The sequence below is a fragment of the Brevibacillus sp. FIR094 genome (assembly GCF_050477165.1).
Lineage (GTDB): Bacteria > Bacillota > Bacilli > Brevibacillales > Brevibacillaceae > Brevibacillus.
The window spans coordinates 143709-160898 of sequence record NZ_JBEAES010000015.1; the positions used below are offsets into that span (position 1 = coordinate 143709).

Genomic DNA, 17190 nt, shown 5'->3' on the forward strand with positions numbered 1-17190 from the left:
GAATTTCCTGCAATCTTCCTTTTAAAAGATCGTTCTTTCCTAGTAGCTCTCCACTTTTACGTTACTTTTTCCCCCTCCTTTTGACCTAATTTCAAATTGTTACAAAAATGCAACCACCTTGCTTTCTAAAAACGTTACAATAGACAAGAAGCGACAGTATTTTATCTTGAAAGAGGCAATGAATGATGAACAAATTTCTCCCTTTCCTCATCCTGGCACTTATCTTAACCTTAATTCCTCCAGTAGGAAGCTCCGCCAATACGACTGCCATCCAATTGGGAAGTGATGCACTGTTCAATCAGTTCCACCATCTCATTGAAGGCAAAAAAGTCGGGTTGATTACGAATCAAACAGGTCTGAACAGTCAAATGGTTAGCACGATCGACATGATACGACGTGATCGCTCCGTCCATTTAACTGCGCTCTATGCACCTGAACACGGCCTCGACGGAAAAACGGTCGCGGGAAATCAAGTAACGAGCTTTGTTCATCCCGTCTACGCGATACCGGTCTACGGCTTGTCTGGATCAACTCGCAAGCCGACACCAGAAATGCTGAAAGACATTGATATTCTTCTCGTCGATTTGCAAGATACTGGATCGAGAACCTACACATACATATCTACCTTGCAATACGCCATGACAGCTGCAAAGGAACAAGGAAAAGAAGTAATGGTACTGGATCGACCGAATCCTCTTGGCGGAACAATTGTCGAGGGTCCTGTACTTGAACTGCCTTACCGCTCCTTTATCGGAGTGGATACCCTCCCGCTTGCACATGGCATGACCATCGGAGAGCTGGCATTGTTTTTCAACCGTACCATCGGCGTAGATCTTACCGTCATTCCGATGCAAGGGTATACACGCAACATGATTTATCAACAGACAGGTTTGGCCTGGATTCCGAGTTCTCCGCACATCCCTAACTTAACCTCGGTTTTCGGGTATATGGCAACTGGTTTGGGTGAGGGTACCCCCATTCGTCAAGGCGACCATTTCACCTGGGTCGGGGCAGAAGGTCTAGATTCGCACAAGTACGCTGATCTGTTAAATGGAAGTCTTCTACCTGGCGTTATCTTTATTCCTCAGGATAAAGGAACTGCCGGGGGCGTACGCCTTCAGATCAACGATCTCCATCAGTTTAACCCGGTAAAAACAGGTATTTACGCGCTGGCTTATGCCAAGCAATTGCAGCCATTCCCTATGCCTAAAAGTACGAGTATGCAAATCTCCATGTTCGACAAGGTAATGGGTACCAACAAAATCGGTCTGCTGCTCGAACAAGGCAAATCCCCGCAGGAGATTGTTTCTTCCTATGAAGCGGATCTTAAGAAATTTGTAGAGCTGCGCCAAAAATATTTAATCTATGGTGATGAACCGTTTATCCCGATGCAACCGATTCATCAGAAACAACCAAAACAACCAAAGAAACCAGAACAACCGAAACCAACCAAGCCAGAAAAGCCAGTGACACCGACTACACCGCAGCCTGGCAATAATAATGGAACGACCAATCAAACGAAGAAGCCTGAACCAGCTACAAAACCGATTCCTCAGACACCGAAGTCTTCTGAGAAGATCGCATATTTAACCTTTGACGATGGACCCTCTCCTGTAACTCCACGCGTTTTGGATACGTTGAAAACGCATCAGGTCAAAGCTACCTTCTTTATTGTAGGCCGTGAGGTAGCTGGTCATGAGGCCATTCTCAAAAGAATTGTAGCCGAAGGACATGGGGTGGGAGGACATTCGTATTCCCATAATTATCAGCTTGTTTACAAAAACATGGAGAGCTTTTTTGCAGACGTGGAAAAAGGCAGTCAAATGATTGAAAAAGCAACCGGCGTAAAACCAACAGTATTCCGCTATCCAGGTGGCAGCACGAATACCGTCAGTTTGAAATATCAAGATCCCAAACTTTATAACAAGCAGCATACAGTCATGCATGCGATCAAAGAAGAGGCGAAACAACGTGGCTATTCGTTTATCGACTGGAATGTGACAAACGGCGATGCAAGAAGCAACAAATACACAGCCGCTCAAACACTAGCCAATATCAAGCAGCAAGTAAAGTCACAAAAAGAAATCGTTGTCTTGATGCATGATTCCAGCACCAAGTCGCCAACGGCTGAAGCACTCCCTGAAATCATTTCGTACCTGAAAGAAAAAGGCTATCGTTTTGAAGTTATTCAAGCCGATCGTCCGACTGTTTCCAACGTAAAATAATCACAGCAGCAAAAAGCCCGCTCCGTAACAGAGCGGGTTTTTCTGTGTTTTAGACCTTGTGACCGCCTAGGTCGTCAGCGTTTCGTATCGGAGGCGCAGCTCTCTTTTCAAAATTTTGCCGCTAGGGTTTCTTGGAAGATTGTCAGCAATCACGACATATTTGGGTGCTTTGAAGGAGGATAGACGGTCTTTGCAAAAAGCAAGAATCTCCTCAGCAGTCAGTAACTCACCTGCTTTTGGCACAACGACAGCCGTCACTGCTTCGATCCAGTATGGATGGGGAACTCCGATCACTGCGACCTCAGACACTTTCGGATGTTGATAAATAAGCTCCTCAACCTCCCTACTTGCTACGTTCTCTCCCCCCGATTTAATCATATCCTTTTTCCGATCAACGACCGTGATATAGCCTTCTTCATCCATAATGCCTAAATCCCCGCTGTGAAACCACCCTCCCTGAAAGGCAGCCTGAGTCTTTTCCTCATCTCTAAAATAACCCAGCATCGCATGGCTGGTCCTGTGAACAATTTCACCAACACTTCCACAAGGGACTTCCTTACCATCGTCATCGACAATTTTCGTTTCCACATTCAATGCTGGCTTGCCTGCAGAGCCCGCCTTTCTCATCTGATCCTTCGGTTGTAATACAGTTGCTAATGGCGCCACTTCCGTCTGCCCGTAAAAATTGTAAAACTGTGCGTTGGGCAGGCGTTGACCGAGCTCCTTTAACACTTCTACGGGCATGATTGCTGCACCATAGTAGCACTTTTGCAGAGTACTCAAATTACGCGCCGCAAAATCATGAGAACGCAGTATAGCAATCCACACGGTTGGCGGGCAAAACAACTGAGTAGCCTTGTACGCCTCTACCGTCTGCAGCATCAACGCAGGTGTTGCCTGTTCCAAAATAATACCGCTTCCACCTAGGTACACGTACGGTCCCAAAAAGCAATGTAGTTGCGCACTATGGAACAAGGGAAGTGCGTGAACTGCCACATCATCCTGCGTCATCCCGCCTTCGATAATCGTGCTGACATATTCGGAGATGATGCTTTTATGAGTGAGCATAACGCCCTTTGGCTTTGATTCCGTTCCGCTGGTATACAAAATCTGTACAACATCTTCGTCCGCTATATCTATTTCAGGCTCATGGTCGTCTGCCGCTTCAATCAGCGCGCGAAAAGGCAACCATTCCCCTGCTTGTACTGCTGGTCTGGACATGAGGGAAAGCAGCTTTGGGGATATTCCAGCTAATTGGAGTCCGTCTTGAGCGAGCTGAAGGAATTCGGGAGCTAAGAAGCACGCACTCACTTCCGCATGACCCAAAATATAGGCGACGTCTTCCTTATTCAACATGAAGTTGATCGGCACCATGATGACTCCTGCTTTCGCAAGCCCAAAGTTCAGAATCGCAAAATCCATCGAGTTGCGTGAAAGTACTGCCACCCGCTCCCCTTTTTGCAAGCCTTTTGTAAGAAGCGTATGAGCCGTCTTATTTGCAAGCTGATCGAGCTGCGTGTAGGTCAATACTTCTTCCTCAAAGTACAGGGCAGGCTTATCAGGATTTCGCCCACGACTTCTTCGCAAAATATCGCCAAGTGCATTTCTACGAACCCTTTGCGCTTCGAGCATGCAAATTCCCCCATCATTTATAGTCTCATCTCCATTATATAGTAATTTTCTATATTTTCTGATATTTTAACAAAAAAGAAACGACAACTTACACTCAAAGCTCTCGACAATAAAAAAGACCCCAGCTTCTCAACTGGAGTCGGTTCATTTGTAGTTATGGCGGAGGGAGCAGGATTCGAACCCGCGTGAGCTTGCACTCTAACGGTTTTCAAGACCGCCCCGTTATGACCACTTCGGTATCCCTCCGTATTTCAACAATACTTACTATATCACAGCTCTACTATTTTTTGCAAGAGCCCGTATTCGTTTCCTTTATCGCTTGATGGCAACGAATTTTAATTCCGTCATTTCTTCTATCGCGTATTTGACCCCTTCCCGACCAAGTCCGCTTTCCTTTACGCCACCGTAGGGCATATGGTCCACGCGAAAAGTCGGAATATCATTCACCATTACTCCGCCAACACGCAGCTCTTCTGCCGCTTCTAGAGCCAACGACAGATTGTTGGTATAGACACCAGCCTGTAATCCATAGCGGGAATCATTGACCAACGTAATGCCTTGCCGGACGGACTCCACTGGATTAATCAGAACGACAGGACCAAATACTTCCTGACAAGATACTTTTGCATCTGCCGGAACACCCGTCAACACCGTAGGTTGGAGCATCCGATCCACGATCTGTCCCCCACACTTCAAATGTGCCCCCTGCTGAAGCGCCTCATGAATCCACTCCATCGCACGTTCTGTTTCGCGTGGATTGATCATAGCGGAATAGTCCGCGTCCTCAGAGAGCGAATCCCCACCGCGAAGCGCTCGTGTTTGTTCAACAAATCGTTGGACGAAATCATGATAGATCTCTTTGACCACATAAATTCTTTGCACAGAGATACATACCTGCCCAGAGTAGGCGAAGGCGCCAAAAACGCATCGGGGTATCACTTCATCCAGTCGCACATCACGATCAACGAGCACTGCCGAATTCGATCCCAGCTCGAGCGTGACTCTTTTCATGCCCGCTCGATTGCGTATATCCAGCCCCACACTTGGGCTCCCTGTAAACGTCACCGCCCTGACTCTCGGGTCAGATACGATTTTATCACCAATACTCGCACCACTACCTGTGATCACATTTAGGGCTCCTGCAGGCACTCCAGCTTGCTCTGCGAGCTCTGCGAGAAACAATGCGCTAAGCGGTGTCTGCGATGCAGGCTTGAGAACAACAGTATTGCCAGCAGCGAGAGCAGGTCCGACCTTATGAGCAACGAGATTCATGGGAAAATTAAAGGGTGTAATGGCCCCGATGACTCCCAGTGGTTCACGCACGGTATAAGCCAGGCGTCCCTCTCCGCCTATAGCTGCATCGAGTGGTACGGTTTCTCCGTGGAGGCGTTTGGCTTCCTCTGCCGCGAACTTATATGTCTGAATGGTTCGAATCACTTCACCACGGGCTGTTTTGATTGGTTTTCCCGCTTCTATTGCGATGATCCGCGCCGCTTCCTCCAAACGTTCATTCATCAGAATCGAGATTTTTTCAAGCAGGAAGGCACGTTGATAGGCAGGAAGGCGCCGCATGACGGCTGTCGCTTCGTGGGCCGCAGCAATTGCTTTTTCAACCAATGATGAGTCTGCTTGTGAAATTAGTGCAATCTCTTGACACGTACATGGAGAGAGTAACGGTGCATGAGCAGTGGCTGGCACCCACTCTCCCCCGATAAAGCACGTCTTTTTCATTGGTATCCCCACTCTCATTGATTGGAGTTGACCTTCCAATCATTCTCCCTCATACGCGTACCTTCCTGTCTTGATTTTGAAATATTTAGATATCCCTTTTACTCTTTCACACTTTCAGCTACACCACACCATTCCAGTAGTGTAAGTGCAAATATCTCAGCACAACGGAATACCTCATCCAAAACGATGTATTCATTCGGGTAGTGTGCAACCTGTGTGACACCAGGTCCGACAACAATCGCTGGGGTATTAGCCAAAGCAGTCAACAAACCGCCATCTGTTCCCCAAGGCGATGCTTCCACAATGGCACGATCTCCTGTCACAGCATTAAACTGCGCTTGCAGAATTTCCATCAACGGATGATCTAACTCCACTGCTCCCGGAACCCAACGAGCTCCGAACCACTCCAGCTCAACGGGCTGTTCTGCAAACCACGGGTCAACCTCTGCCAGCTTTTTGAGCGCTGCCGCCATTTCCGCTTTGGCATCGTCCATCTGCTCTCCTGGGGCAACACCCATCCTTCCTTCCAGCTTGACGAGATCAGCTACAGAAGAAGGCCACTTGCCACCCTCAATTACCCCCAGATTAATCGGGATCGGAATGGGCAGCTTGGCGTAGAGCGGATCGTCGAGTCGATCGTTACGCTCTTTTTCCAATTGACCAATTGCTTGAACGACGAGCATACTCTTTTCGATGGCACTGACTCCCTCGTAGCGGGTCCCTCCGTGAGCAGAACGCCCTTTGACGGTCAATCTGAACCACATGGATCCTTGTTGCTTCGGGAAAATTTTCATATTGGTCGGCTCTGGAATCAGGGCAGCATCCGCTTTGTACCCGCGAATGATTGTCGCCAATGTTCCTGCACCGCCGCTTTCTTCTTCTACGACGCTCTGAAAAATGACATCGCCTTTCAGCTGCACATCCAACTTCTGTAGAACCTGGATCGCCAACAGTGAAGATAAGTTTCCACCCTTCATGTCTGTTGCTCCGCGTCCGTAAAGTTTGCCGTCCTCAACCTTCCCGCTAAACGGATCATCGCTCCACTGTGCCAGATCGCCCTCAGGCACTACATCCACGTGTCCGTTTAGAATGATGGAACGCCCATCTCCTTGCCCCTTCCACACACCGACGACATTCGGGCTGCCTTCAAACGTTTTGCGCGGGGAGACAAAATACGGATGTGACACCAGCTCTTCGCCTTCCATGACCCATAAGTCAACGTCCAGCCCCATCTGCCCCAAAAGCTCTGCAATGCTTTGCTGGATGGATTGCTCTTCGCCTTGTACGCTCGGGCTTTTTACCCATTGCTGTAGCAGTTGAACAGCGGCCTCGCGATCTTTTTCCAATTGCTCCCGAATAAGCACCTGCCAGTTTGCCATGTTTTTCCCCCGTTCCATGGTTTTTGTCTTTGCTTAGCGGAAAACACCAACCTCTCCGTCCATCTTGAGTTCGGCTTCCGTTGCTCCAATCACATCAGCGACACTGTACGGATACATGACTTCTCGCAGATACAACCCATCCGGCATGACCTCCATTACTGCCATGTCCGTGATGATCAAATCCGCTGCTTTTGTCGCGGTTAACGGCAGTGAGCATTCGCGAACGATTTTCGAACGTCCGTTTTTATCCAGATGCGTGGTCACAACCATGACCTTCTTGGCCTTTTGTGCCAGCTCCATAGCTCCTCCCATGCCAGGGACGCGTTTGCCTGGAACGATCCAGTTGGCAATGTCACCATTTTGGCTTACTTCCAGAACTCCTAAAATCGTCATGTCCAATAGTCCACGGCGGATGATGGCAAAAGCAGTCGCACTGTCAAAAAAGGCTGCCCCTGTTGCGAGCGTGACAGGAAAACCGCCCGCATTGCAAAGCATAGCGTTCTCCTCGCCTTTCGCAGGGCTTGGTCCTGTACCGAGAATGCCATTCTCCGCGTGAAACATGACCCGTTTGTCAGCTGGGATAAAATCCGCAACCAAGGTTGGAATGCCGATTCCCAGATTAATAATCATGCCGTCTTCTACTTCCAATGCTGCGCGGCGGGCAATACGTTCACGATAGCTCTCTGTTTCTTTTACTTCTCCCATGCCCATTGCCAGTTCACCCCTTCACTTTGGACGATAAAGTTCACGAAAACGCCCGGGGTGACGATTTCTTCCGGGTCAATCATGCCTACCTCTACAATCTCATCCGCTTCCACGATAGTTATGTCACCCGCCATCGCCACTAACGGATTGAAATTGCGTGCACTTGTATCAAACACCAAATTACCAAAGCGATCCGCTTTTTTCGCATGTACGATAGCCACTTCAGCAGTAAGCGGTGTCTCCAACAGATATTCCTTTCCATCCAGAACAACCTTCTGCTTCCCTTTTTCTGCGATCGTCCCGATGCCGACATCCGATAGAATGCCTCCCAGACCGACTCCACCTGCCCGTACACGCTCTGCAAGTATCCCCTGCGGGCAGAACTCTACTTCCAGCTCTCCAGCCGTCATTTGGGCCCCTGCGTTCGGATTTGACCCAATGTGTGAAGCAATGACTTTTTTCACGCGCTTTTCGGTCACCAACTTGCCAATTCCGATATGCGGGAAAGCAGTATCATTACTGATCAGTGTCAGATCACGCACGCCCCTATCCAAAATCCCCTGGATCAACGTGGGCGGGTTGCCTACCCCACCGAACCCCCCTGCCAACAGCGTCATCCCATCGCGAAAATGGGTGAGCGCTTCGGACAGGGAGACGACCTTTTCAAATCGGTTTGTCATTCTCGTTCCTCCTTCTCTATCCGATCAGTGCCTTGTCTTGGAGCTCTTGCTGAACAGCTACCACCGCTTCTTTCAGCAGAGATATCAGCTCATCGATTTGCTCCGTAGTAATGGTCAGTGGAGGTGAGATGATGACAGCGTCTCCTGCCACCCCTTCGATTCCGCCCATTGCAGGATAAATAAGCAAGCCTTTTTCAAATGCTTTTTCAATGACCTTCCCGCCTACACCTTGAGAAAGAGCAAACGGTTCTTTTGTCTGCTTGTTTTTCACAAATTCCAACGCGCACAACATGCCAAGACCACGTGCATCTCCGATCAACGGGAGTTCGTTAGCCAGTTCTTTTAAACGGGCAAGCAAATAGGCACCTTGTTCTGCTGCTTTGTCGACTAACTGATGCTTCTCCACATAGTCGAGGACAGCCAGAGAAACAGCAGCAGATTGTGGATTGGCGCTATACGTATGTCCTGCCATAATCGAGCCGCTGCCTTTTGTAATAGTCTCAATGATTTCGTCCGAGACAATCGTAGCAGCCATAGGCGTGTAACCGGCACTCATCCCTTTGCCCAATGCCATCAGGTCAGGTACGACGCCCCAATGGTCGATTCCAAACGTTTTCCCCGTGCGACCTACCCCTGTCATCACTTCGTCTGCGATAAACAGAACCTCATACTTGTCGCAAATCTCGCGAATACGTTGGAAGTAACCATCTGGCGGCACAACAGCCCCACCAGAGGCCCCAATGACAGGCTCTGCGATAAATGCAGCTACCTGCTCAGGTCCGACTCGCAAAATCGCGGTCTCCAGCTCGTTTGCACACGCAAGCGCGTACGATTCGAGGGACATGTCTTCAGGTTTGCGATACGGATATGGTCCTGTAATCGCCGGATAGTCAGCCAATAATGAGGTGAACCGCTTTCTGCGCAAAACGTGTCCAGACATCGATAGTGCACCCATTGTAATCCCGTGATAGCTCATCCAGCGGGAGATAATCCGGTTTTTCGTTGGTCTTCCTTTTTCCTGCCAGTATTGAATCGCGATTTTTTGTGCAGTCTCTGTTGCTTCCGAACCGCTGCTGACAAAAAACGTCCAGTTCAGTGAGCCTGGTGCCCACTCAGCCAGCTTTGCTGCCAGCTTCTCCACAGCATCGCTACTAAAATGTGAGCGGTATACGAAGGAAACCTCCTTGGCTTGCGCATACATCGCCTCAGCCACTTCGTCTACACCATGACCAATGCTTGCCGTCACCGCTCCACTAGAACCGTCGATGTAACGATTCCCCTCTTGATCGTAAAGATAGATGCCTTTTCCGTGGGAAATAACTGGATACTCTTTGCCTAATTCAGGCTTGATTACATAGCTTTTCGTCATTTTCGTCGCCACCTCGCTTATTCTCTACCTCTATCCTAGCTGACCAGAACGCAAGAGCCATCCTACGTGCTGGCAAAAAACATGGCAAAGAGACAAAATCTTTTGTACATTTTGTATAAGAGAATCTTTACCGAGGCTTTTGGAGGAGATGCCTGATGACCATCACGATAAGAGAAGCACTACAACTGCCGGACATGGTTCACACTAGGCTGATCGCAGGAGCAGGCGGACTGGACAATCCGATTCGTTGGGTGACTATTGTCGAGGTGCTGGAGGATACGAGTCGCTTGCAGGAAGGTGAATTTTTGATTACAACCGGCTTTGGGCTGGCTGAGCATACAGAAAAGCTCGCTTCATTTATTCCTTCGTTGGCGAAGCAAAAGCTGAGTGGCGTTGCGATTCATACAGGCTTTTATTTACGAGAAATTCCCGAGACGTTTCTAACTTTGGCGGATCACTACCAACTTCCATTGATTGAAATTCCCACGGAGATTAACTTTTCAACCATAACCAAAGCCATCTTGCAGCCGATCATGAATCGGCAATTTGAAACGCTGGCCTATTCCTCCGCGATTCACAATCGTATGATTGACGCTGCCCTGTCCAAAGGAGGCCTTCCCGCCATCGCTGGCGAGCTCGCTGCACTTACCGGAGGTGTCGTGTCACTCATCGATGCATTAGGCTTCGAAGTCACACAGCATGGCAGTTCGGAAACACTGCCGCATGAGCAGTCCCAGGAAATCGCTCATCGTGTACCGATTCGCGCCAACCGAGAGCATTTTGGCACGTTGACCTTAACGAAGCCCGAGCACACCTGGAAAGAGCTCGATGACGTCGCTCTACAGCATGCCTCTACCTTATGTGCACTCGAATATGTAAAGGAAAGGGCAGTAGCCGCAACGGAATGGCGTTTAAAAGGGGATTTTGTGGAGGAGTTGCTAAACGGGCAGCAGATGACCCATACGGAGCTAGAGAGCCGTTGTCGCATGCTAGGGTACCCGCTTGCTGGACATCATCTCTGTGTCGCTGTTCGCGTAGAGGTAGCCGATCAGACAATGCTCGGAGACATGCACCAAAGTGTCATTACGTTGATGCGGAGGCTTAGCGATCGTCATCAGCGCTCTTACTTGTTGCGCGAGCGGCCACATTGTCTCTTGTTTATTTTGCCGGATGATCAGACGAGCCTGCGCTTGCTGGAACAGCTCACTTCCCGCTGGAGAGGGTTGCACCCTTCACATGACCTACAGATCGCCTTGAGCAATCCCTGTGAGCAATTGCCAAACGTCGTCAGTGCCTCCGAAGAAGCGATGTTTGCTCTACAAGCGTACCCGCTGTTGACCCAATCCCCGCAAATTTTGCGATACCGGGATATGCAGGGCTATCAATTTTTGTTTCCGTACCATCGTGAAAAAGAAAGCTTGCTCCGCCTATGGAATCCCTTGCTGGAACCATTAATTCGCTATGATACGAAGTACAATCAACAGCTTCTCGATACGCTTGAAGTATATTTGGCCCAAAATGGAAACGGTCTACAGACCTCGCAAGCCTTGTATATCCATCGACATACGCTCAAGTACCGGTTGACCCAGATTGAAGAAAAAACAGGCTACCGCCTGGAGGATGCTCATCAACGCTGGCAGCTTCAGTTGGCCCTGATGGCCCGTCGTCTGCAACAGCAGTTGTATCCTACAAACAGGTAGCCTGTTATTCCCTCGTCGGGCGAAGTGGCTTTACCCATATATTCATGTCTTCATAGCCTGAAAAAATCGTGCAATTGTTAATTAGCCGTCCGCGGTATGCATAGCCCATTTTGGCAGCCGTCACATTCATTCCTGCAGATTGTGCCCGGGTCAAGGTGTACAAAAAGTAAATCCCCGCCTCCTCCATCCTTTGTTCCAGCGCGATAAACAGCGGTTGGAGGAGACCTTTCCCCGCATGGTCTGGATCAGTTGCGCAATCCGTCATTTCCGCTGAACCAAATCGTTCGGATACTTCAGCTGACGCAGCACATGCGATCTTGCCTTCAATTTCAACGACATAGTAGATGGTTCCTTCTTGCATGGTTTTGCGAATGTAGGACGGATCGTTCATCGGTGTAGGATACGTCGCGAATACCAGTCCATACAAACACGCCAATTCCTTCGTGTCTGCCTCCGTTGCTTCACGCAGGTGGTATCCCTCGGGTAATGTTTTCTCTATCGTCCCCCCCGCTCGTGACAGGCTCAGCGTAAGAATTTCCTCGGCAAGCTTCGCTGCACCAGAGGTGGCCCGCTCTTTTGTCAGATAGTAGGTGAGCATCTGTGCGTTTTCCCCTTGAAAAAAACCATCGATGGTTCCCTCCAGCTCGTAACCCAGGGATTGCCATTGCGGAACATCTTGTTTCTTCCCGTACACAATCACTTTTGTTGCCTCTGACTCTTCGGCAAGCTTCTTCATGACCCGATCCCACTGCTCGATTTGTGATGGCTCATATACGTGCAGCTTTACCCGGCGATTTTGTCGATCAATGATCAGGTCGCCAGCGTCCTGTGCGCCTACAACATTTATCACGGACTTCATCCTCCCCCTACAGTACTTCTCCTCTCATTGTAGCAAAACAAGGAAAGCCGTCATCTGCCAATCTGTATAAAAAAGCGTTCCTCATGCACAAAAAAACACAAGGTGGGCATTCTGTTGGGTCATATTTACTCGTTCTTCATACCATGAAAGTAGATGCTTCATGTGCGAGAAGGAGGGTGTTTTTTGTGAGCTGCAATAACAATTTTGCCCTGATCCTTGTCCTCTTTGTCCTTTTGGTCATTGTACTCGTCGTAATCGGATAGACTTCTGGAGATGCCTCTCATGTCAGGTCGTATCGAGGGGCCTTTTACATATCATGGTATTAGGGAATCACACGCTCGAGAAGGGAGGAAGCCCTCGTGCCCCCACTTATCTATGCCCATCGTGGCGCTTCCGGCCTGTTTCCGGAAAATACGATGGAATCGTTTCAAGCAGCCGTCCGACGAAAAGCCAATGGGATCGAATTGGACGTCCAGCTCAGCAGTGATAATAAGCTGGTTGTCATTCATGACCATAGCCTGGAACGCACGACCAATGGTACCGGTTTGGTGCGCCAATACACATTGCGTGAACTGCGTCAGCTACGTGCGGATAAAGACTCGTCTATGCGAGTACCAAAAGCCCACATTCCAACCTTGCAGGAGGTATTCCAGACGTTTGTCGACACACCACTGCGCATCATCATCGAGATGAAAAATTTCTTCCTCGATCAACCCCACTTAGAGGAGCTCGTCATCGAACAAATCAGGCGTTATCAGCTAACGAAGCGAACCATCATTTCAACGTTTAACTTCGACAGCCTTTTACGAATCAAGCAATTGGATGCCACGCAAAAGACGGGACTTTTATATGTTGGACCACTCGTCAAGCCCTGGGAAGTAGCCCGCAACTATCGAACTGATCAATTGCATGTCCCTTATGATCAATTGACGGAAGACCTGGTCAAACAAGCAAAGGAGCATCATTTTGAAGTATTGAGTTGGACGGTGAACAGTGGTCGGCAAATCCAACGAGCCATTGACTGTGGTGTAGATGGTCTGATCACCAACTACCCGAAGCGTGCGAGAAATCTGATTCGCAATCTATAAAAAAGAAAGGGAGCCCTTAAAAAGGCTCCCTTTTTGTTGCTGCGACATTTACGTACGTGGCTCGAAAAACTTTCCTTGCCAGCTATTCCGCGCTTTCAGTTCTGCATCAATACCATTCAGAACTTCCCACTTTTTGCGACTCCACATCGGTCCAATCAAGAGATCAGGTGGTCCGTCCCCTGTGATTCGATGGACGATCATCTCTGGAGGTAAAATTTCCAATGTATCCACAACGAGCTTTGTGTACTCTTCCTGTGACAGGAATTCCAAGAGCCCTGCTTCATATTGCTTCACCATCGGCGTTTTGCGCAGCAGATGCAACAGGTGTATCTTGATCCCCTGCACATCCAGATGTGCCACAGCATCTGCCGTCTGCATCATCTCTTCGTGGCTCTCTCCTGGCAATCCGTAGATGATATGTGAGCATACACGGATGTTGTGCTTGCGCAATCTCTCTACAGCATCCACGTAGCATTGATAATCGTGCGCTCGATTAATTAACTGGGCTGTGTGCTCATGGACTGTCTGTAGACCGAGTTCCACCCACAAATATGTGCGCTCATTCAATTCAGCCAAATACTCTACGACGTCGTCAGGCAGGCAGTCAGGACGTGTGGCAATGGAGAGTCCGACTACACCTTCTTGTTGGAGAATGACTTCGTACATCTCCCGTAGCTCCTCTACAGGTGCATACGTATTCGTGTACGCTTGGAAGAAGCCCAAATACTTGGCTTGTGGCCATTTCTCGTGCATCCGGTTTTTCACATCATGAAACTGTCTTTCCAGGTCCATTCTGCGGTCACCAGCGAAATCTCCAGATCCCCTCGCGCTACAGAACGTGCAGCCGCCTGTCGCTACTTTTCCATCTCGATTCGGACAACTAAAGCCGCCATCCAATGGAACCTTAAAAATCTTTTCGTGAAAAGTCCCTCTTAAATGATAATTCCATGTATGGTATCGTTTATCGCCCCACAACAATGGGACGTCGTTGTTGTGAATATCTGTCGCGAGCTTCATTGCTGTTTTCCTCCTATGGGCACCGCTACGTCTGGCGCTGGTGCCTTAATCCCGTTGACGAACGCTACTTAATCACGTCATTATACCAAATTCGGCAACGGTCTCGCTACTTTAAGATAATAGGAAAACCACAGGAGAATATTCCCCCTGTGGTTTTTGCTTGTTTACGTCACTATTGCTGGATCTCCTCGATACGAATCGCGCGTGTGTGGGAGGTATGACTCCACTCTTGGTTTTTCTTCGTAAAGAACGCGTAAAACATAATCGGAAGCCAGGTCAGGAAAAAGAACGGTAGCAAGAGGAGTCCGAAATACCCCTTCCACGGAACTTTATCCAAATAGAGGGCCAAGATCGGCAACAGGTAGAACACTGCCGTAGAACCGTATACCAGCCATGTAGGCAAGATGGTAGATACCGTTGTCAGCGTACCAATATCAAAAAATCTTGCCAGGAACAATACCGACATCATTGTCACCATCAGCACGTACATCGGTTGGAAGAGGTAGAAGGCTGCATCAAGCATTCCCAGCTTTCTCGACTTCAAACCATTAAACAAGACAGCGCGGATGTAGCGTCCTGCCACATCGTAGTGCCCTTGCATCCAACGCAAACGCTGGCGCATCGACGATTTTAAATCAATCGGTTTTTCATCCCAAACCTTGGTGTCATGTGCCCATGTCGGGTAAATACCGCGCTCAATACAACGTGTTGCGAATTCCAGGTCTTCCGTGAGACTGGTTGCTCCCCAGCCCATTTCTTTGAGCAGGTTGCTCTCAATGCACAAGCCAGTTCCGCCCAAAGTATTCGGCAGTCCCAAATTGTGACGAGCCAGCTGCCACATTCGGTTTGTAAACCAGTAGGTAACCGCATAGGACAGCGTAATCCAGGAATCAAACGGGTTCTTGGAGTCGAGGTAGCCTTGAATCACACGCGCCCCTTTGCAGAGACGGTCATTCATTACTTTCAGGAAGTTTTTCTCAACCAAGTTGTCAGCATCAAACATGACGACAGCGTCATACTGCTTAGGTCTTGCCCAGAGGTTCTCCAGCATCCATTCGATGCCGTAGCCTTTCCCACGCTTGGATGTGTCAAAACGCTCACATGCAATTGCACCATGCGCCCGACTAATTTCTGCCGTGTTATCTGTACAGTTGTCGCAAATGACGAAGATGTCGTACATTTCACGCGGATAGTCGAGTTTTTTCAGGTTTTCAATAAGCGGAGCAACTACGGCGCTCTCATTGTGAGCTGCCACGAGCACAGCAAACGTCTTTTGCGGCTCAGATGTTACTTGCTCTTTTTTACGGAACAGGCCTGCACAAGAAACCAGTGTTTGGTATGTGCCGATTACACCCACCGCAGAAGTAAATCCGATGAATAATCCCTCAATGATCTCTCTAATTACACTCATGGGTTCTTCTCCTCGACCTAAACCAGATTGGGTCTGATCTGAATTTAGGTAGTGTTGTTTTTCCAACATTTCTCTATTGTTTTTCTCTCAATTGGCAGTTTACATCAAATGCGATTCATAAGCAATGACCCAAAAGTGGGAAAAAATAAGGCACTGCTATCACCTTTCCCACCTTTTTCTCTTTCTATTCGACAGTGCTTGGCAGTTGGCAGAAAAAAAAGCCCTTGTCGAAAAAGGCTCCATTTATTTAGAAAAATACAAACACTCGTTTCCATTTCTTCCTGATTGTTTCCGGGATTGGTGCGGTCGGCGAGACTCGAACTCGCACGGGTCGCCCCGCCACCCCCTCAAGATGGTGTGTCTGCCAATTCCACCACGACCGCCTATAAATGCTGATTTTACTCGTGTTTTTCTGTTGACACGAAGTACGTTTTTGAGTATACACAATCAATTTTCGCAAGTCAATATCGTTTTCAACTGGATGGAGTCCATATTTTTCCTGCCAAACTATCGTTTTTATGGCTCAGTCTTCTAGTAGATACGTTTGTCGAAAAAGAAAGTTACTTGTCGTAAAAATTTCGGAAGAATGCGAACACCTCTCTACAAAAATATCATCGTTTCGTCACATTTTCCGAATAGAAAGGAGCCATATTCTGTGATTTTTTTACATAATTTACGATAAATCAGACAAAATATTTCCATTTTGGGATGAAAGTTTTTTAACTATTTTTTTGAAATAAGCCATATGTCTTATCACTTGCTTCTGTTTGTATCCTGAAAGACGCGTTATCTTCTACGAAAAAAACCTCCTGCGGACGCCACAACGTCCTAAGGAGGCTATCTTTTAAAAAGGCGTGGCGTCCCAGGAGAGATTCGAACTCCCGACCGACGGCTTAGAAGGCCGTTGCTCTATCCTGCTGAGCTACTGGGACTAAAATGGAGGGAGTACCCGGATTTGAACCGGGGATAAGGGTTTTGCAGACCCGTGCCTTACCCCTTGGCTATACTCCCATGTTGTAATGGGGCGATCGATGGGACTTGAACCCACGAGTGCCGGAGCCACAATCCGGTGCGTTAACCCCTTCGCCACGACCGCCATATTTTTATGTAGTTTGGTAGCGGTGGAGGGAATCGAACCCCCGACCTTTCGGGTATGAACCGAACGCTCTAACCAGCTGAGCTACGCCGCCAAAATAAAAATGGCGGAGAGTGAGGGATTCGAACCCTCGCTACGCTTGCGCATACTAACGGTTTAGCAAACCGTCCCCTTCGGCCTCTTGGGTAACTCTCCGTGATTATATGCACCTTCAAAACTAGATATGCATGATTGCTAAGAGTTTGTGGATAAGTCCTCGACCGATTAGTATTCGTCAGCTCCACGCGTTACCGCGCTT

General features: G+C 48.6%; 13 protein-coding genes and 7 tRNA genes. 4 read left to right on the forward strand and 16 right to left on the reverse strand.

The genetic code is table 11. The features are described from left to right. The first annotated feature begins 185 nt into the window (after nt 1–185). Nucleotides 186–2225, forward strand: coding sequence for an exo-beta-N-acetylmuramidase NamZ domain-containing protein (locus tag ACQ5DJ_RS15735; protein ID WP_429843308.1), 2040 nt, complete (start codon nt 186–188; stop codon nt 2223–2225). Between the two features lie 66 nt (nt 2226–2291). On the opposite strand, the gene ACQ5DJ_RS15740 is transcribed toward ACQ5DJ_RS15735, so the two are convergent. The 7 genes from ACQ5DJ_RS15740 to ACQ5DJ_RS15770 all read right to left on the reverse strand — a co-directional run bounded on the left by ACQ5DJ_RS15740 (nt 2292) and on the right by ACQ5DJ_RS15770 (nt 9721). Next, complete coding sequence (locus tag ACQ5DJ_RS15740; RefSeq protein ID WP_429843293.1) at nt 2292–3857, reverse strand: acyl-CoA synthetase; 1566 nt, start codon at nt 3855–3857, stop codon at nt 2292–2294. Nucleotides 3858–4014: 157 nt separating this feature from the next. Then, nucleotides 4015–4103, reverse strand: a tRNA-Ser gene (locus ACQ5DJ_RS15745). A 66-nt stretch (nt 4104–4169) separates the two neighbouring features. Continuing rightward, complete coding sequence (locus tag ACQ5DJ_RS15750) at nt 4170–5588, reverse strand: aldehyde dehydrogenase family protein (RefSeq protein WP_429843294.1); 1419 nt, start codon at nt 5586–5588, stop codon at nt 4170–4172. Between the two features lie 98 nt (nt 5589–5686). Continuing rightward, nucleotides 5687–6967, reverse strand: coding sequence for a peptidase (locus ACQ5DJ_RS15755; RefSeq protein ID WP_429843295.1), 1281 nt, complete (start codon nt 6965–6967; stop codon nt 5687–5689). Nucleotides 6968–7000: 33 nt separating this feature from the next. After that, entirely contained in the window at nt 7001–7678 is a 678-nt protein-coding gene (locus ACQ5DJ_RS15760) for a 3-oxoacid CoA-transferase subunit B (RefSeq protein ID WP_106838896.1), read from the reverse strand. Then, on the reverse strand, nt 7660–8352 hold the full coding sequence (locus ACQ5DJ_RS15765) for a 3-oxoacid CoA-transferase subunit A (RefSeq protein WP_048032315.1): 693 nt from the start codon (nt 8350–8352) through the stop codon (nt 7660–7662). The genes ACQ5DJ_RS15760 and ACQ5DJ_RS15765 overlap by 19 nt, the downstream gene beginning before the upstream one ends. A gap of 16 nt (nt 8353–8368) precedes the next feature. Further along, the gene (locus ACQ5DJ_RS15770; protein ID WP_429843296.1) at nt 8369–9721 is read right to left on the reverse strand and encodes an aspartate aminotransferase family protein; all 1353 of its coding nucleotides are present in this window, start codon (nt 9719–9721) and stop codon (nt 8369–8371) included. A 155-nt stretch (nt 9722–9876) separates the two neighbouring features. Between ACQ5DJ_RS15770 and ACQ5DJ_RS15775 the strand changes: the two genes are divergently transcribed. Continuing rightward, nucleotides 9877–11421 (forward strand): PucR family transcriptional regulator, encoded by a 1545-nt coding sequence (locus tag ACQ5DJ_RS15775; protein WP_429843297.1) that lies wholly within the window; start codon nt 9877–9879, stop codon nt 11419–11421. A 4-nt stretch (nt 11422–11425) separates the two neighbouring features. Here the strand turns inward: ACQ5DJ_RS15775 and ablB are convergent, their stop codons facing one another. Further along, nucleotides 11426–12280 (reverse strand): putative beta-lysine N-acetyltransferase, encoded by an 855-nt coding sequence (gene ablB, locus ACQ5DJ_RS15780; protein ID WP_429843298.1) that lies wholly within the window; start codon nt 12278–12280, stop codon nt 11426–11428. Between the two features lie 143 nt (nt 12281–12423). Between ablB and ACQ5DJ_RS15785 the strand changes: the two genes are divergently transcribed. Together ACQ5DJ_RS15785 and ACQ5DJ_RS15790 are read left to right on the forward strand one after the other, a co-directional pair. After that, nucleotides 12424–12543: a YjcZ family sporulation protein gene (locus tag ACQ5DJ_RS15785; RefSeq protein ID WP_162630236.1), complete on the forward strand. Its 120-nt coding sequence runs from the start codon at nt 12424–12426 to the stop codon at nt 12541–12543. 96 nt (nt 12544–12639) lie between these two features. Next, nucleotides 12640–13368 carry a glycerophosphodiester phosphodiesterase gene (locus tag ACQ5DJ_RS15790; RefSeq protein WP_429843299.1) on the forward strand — a complete coding sequence of 243 codons (729 nt, stop codon included), beginning with the start codon at nt 12640–12642 and terminating at the stop codon, nt 13366–13368. A 48-nt stretch (nt 13369–13416) separates the two neighbouring features. Here ACQ5DJ_RS15790 and ACQ5DJ_RS15795 read toward each other — a convergent pair whose 3' ends face one another. The 8 genes from ACQ5DJ_RS15795 to ACQ5DJ_RS15830 all read right to left on the reverse strand — a co-directional run bounded on the left by ACQ5DJ_RS15795 (nt 13417) and on the right by ACQ5DJ_RS15830 (nt 17087). Further along, the gene (locus ACQ5DJ_RS15795) at nt 13417–14385 is read right to left on the reverse strand and encodes a TIGR01212 family radical SAM protein (protein WP_429843300.1); all 969 of its coding nucleotides are present in this window, start codon (nt 14383–14385) and stop codon (nt 13417–13419) included. Nucleotides 14386–14557: 172 nt separating this feature from the next. Beyond that, a complete protein-coding gene (locus tag ACQ5DJ_RS15800) occupies nt 14558–15796 on the reverse strand; it encodes a glycosyltransferase family 2 protein (protein WP_429843301.1) in 1239 nt (412 codons plus the stop codon). Nucleotides 15797–16094: 298 nt separating this feature from the next. Beyond that, a tRNA-Leu gene (locus ACQ5DJ_RS15805) sits at nt 16095–16179 on the reverse strand. 472 nt (nt 16180–16651) lie between these two features. After that, a tRNA-Arg gene (locus ACQ5DJ_RS15810) sits at nt 16652–16728 on the reverse strand. A gap of 5 nt (nt 16729–16733) precedes the next feature. Continuing rightward, a tRNA-Cys gene (locus ACQ5DJ_RS15815) sits at nt 16734–16807 on the reverse strand. Between the two features lie 9 nt (nt 16808–16816). After that, nucleotides 16817–16892 (reverse strand) — tRNA-His (locus ACQ5DJ_RS15820). Nucleotides 16893–16909: 17 nt separating this feature from the next. Beyond that, nucleotides 16910–16986: transfer RNA gene (locus ACQ5DJ_RS15825), tRNA-Met, on the reverse strand. A gap of 10 nt (nt 16987–16996) precedes the next feature. Further along, nucleotides 16997–17087 (reverse strand) — tRNA-Ser (locus tag ACQ5DJ_RS15830). Nucleotides 17088–17190 lie beyond the last annotated feature (103 nt).

What these genes read in the sequence shown, in the direction of transcription:
- ACQ5DJ_RS15735 (WP_429843308.1), top strand. Translation starts at nt 186, where the DNA reads ATGAACAAATTTCTCCCTTTCCTCATCCTGGCACTTATCTTAACCTTA.
- ACQ5DJ_RS15760 (WP_106838896.1), bottom strand. Translation starts at nt 7,678, where the DNA reads ATGGGCATGGGAGAAGTAAAAGAAACAGAGAGCTATCGTGAACGTATT.
- ACQ5DJ_RS15770 (WP_429843296.1), bottom strand. Translation starts at nt 9,721, where the DNA reads ATGACGAAAAGCTATGTAATCAAGCCTGAATTAGGCAAAGAGTATCCA.
- ACQ5DJ_RS15740 (WP_429843293.1), bottom strand. Translation starts at nt 3,857, where the DNA reads ATGCTCGAAGCGCAAAGGGTTCGTAGAAATGCACTTGGCGATATTTTG.
- ablB (WP_429843298.1), bottom strand. Translation starts at nt 12,280, where the DNA reads ATGAAGTCCGTGATAAATGTTGTAGGCGCACAGGACGCTGGCGACCTG.
- ACQ5DJ_RS15800 (WP_429843301.1), bottom strand. Translation starts at nt 15,796, where the DNA reads ATGAGTGTAATTAGAGAGATCATTGAGGGATTATTCATCGGATTTACT.
- ACQ5DJ_RS15750 (WP_429843294.1), bottom strand. Translation starts at nt 5,588, where the DNA reads ATGAAAAAGACGTGCTTTATCGGGGGAGAGTGGGTGCCAGCCACTGCT.
- ACQ5DJ_RS15785 (WP_162630236.1), top strand. Translation starts at nt 12,424, where the DNA reads ATGAAAGTAGATGCTTCATGTGCGAGAAGGAGGGTGTTTTTTGTGAGC.
- ACQ5DJ_RS15795 (WP_429843300.1), bottom strand. Translation starts at nt 14,385, where the DNA reads ATGAAGCTCGCGACAGATATTCACAACAACGACGTCCCATTGTTGTGG.
- ACQ5DJ_RS15765 (WP_048032315.1), bottom strand. Translation starts at nt 8,352, where the DNA reads ATGACAAACCGATTTGAAAAGGTCGTCTCCCTGTCCGAAGCGCTCACC.
- ACQ5DJ_RS15755 (WP_429843295.1), bottom strand. Translation starts at nt 6,967, where the DNA reads ATGGCAAACTGGCAGGTGCTTATTCGGGAGCAATTGGAAAAAGATCGC.
- ACQ5DJ_RS15775 (WP_429843297.1), top strand. Translation starts at nt 9,877, where the DNA reads ATGACCATCACGATAAGAGAAGCACTACAACTGCCGGACATGGTTCAC.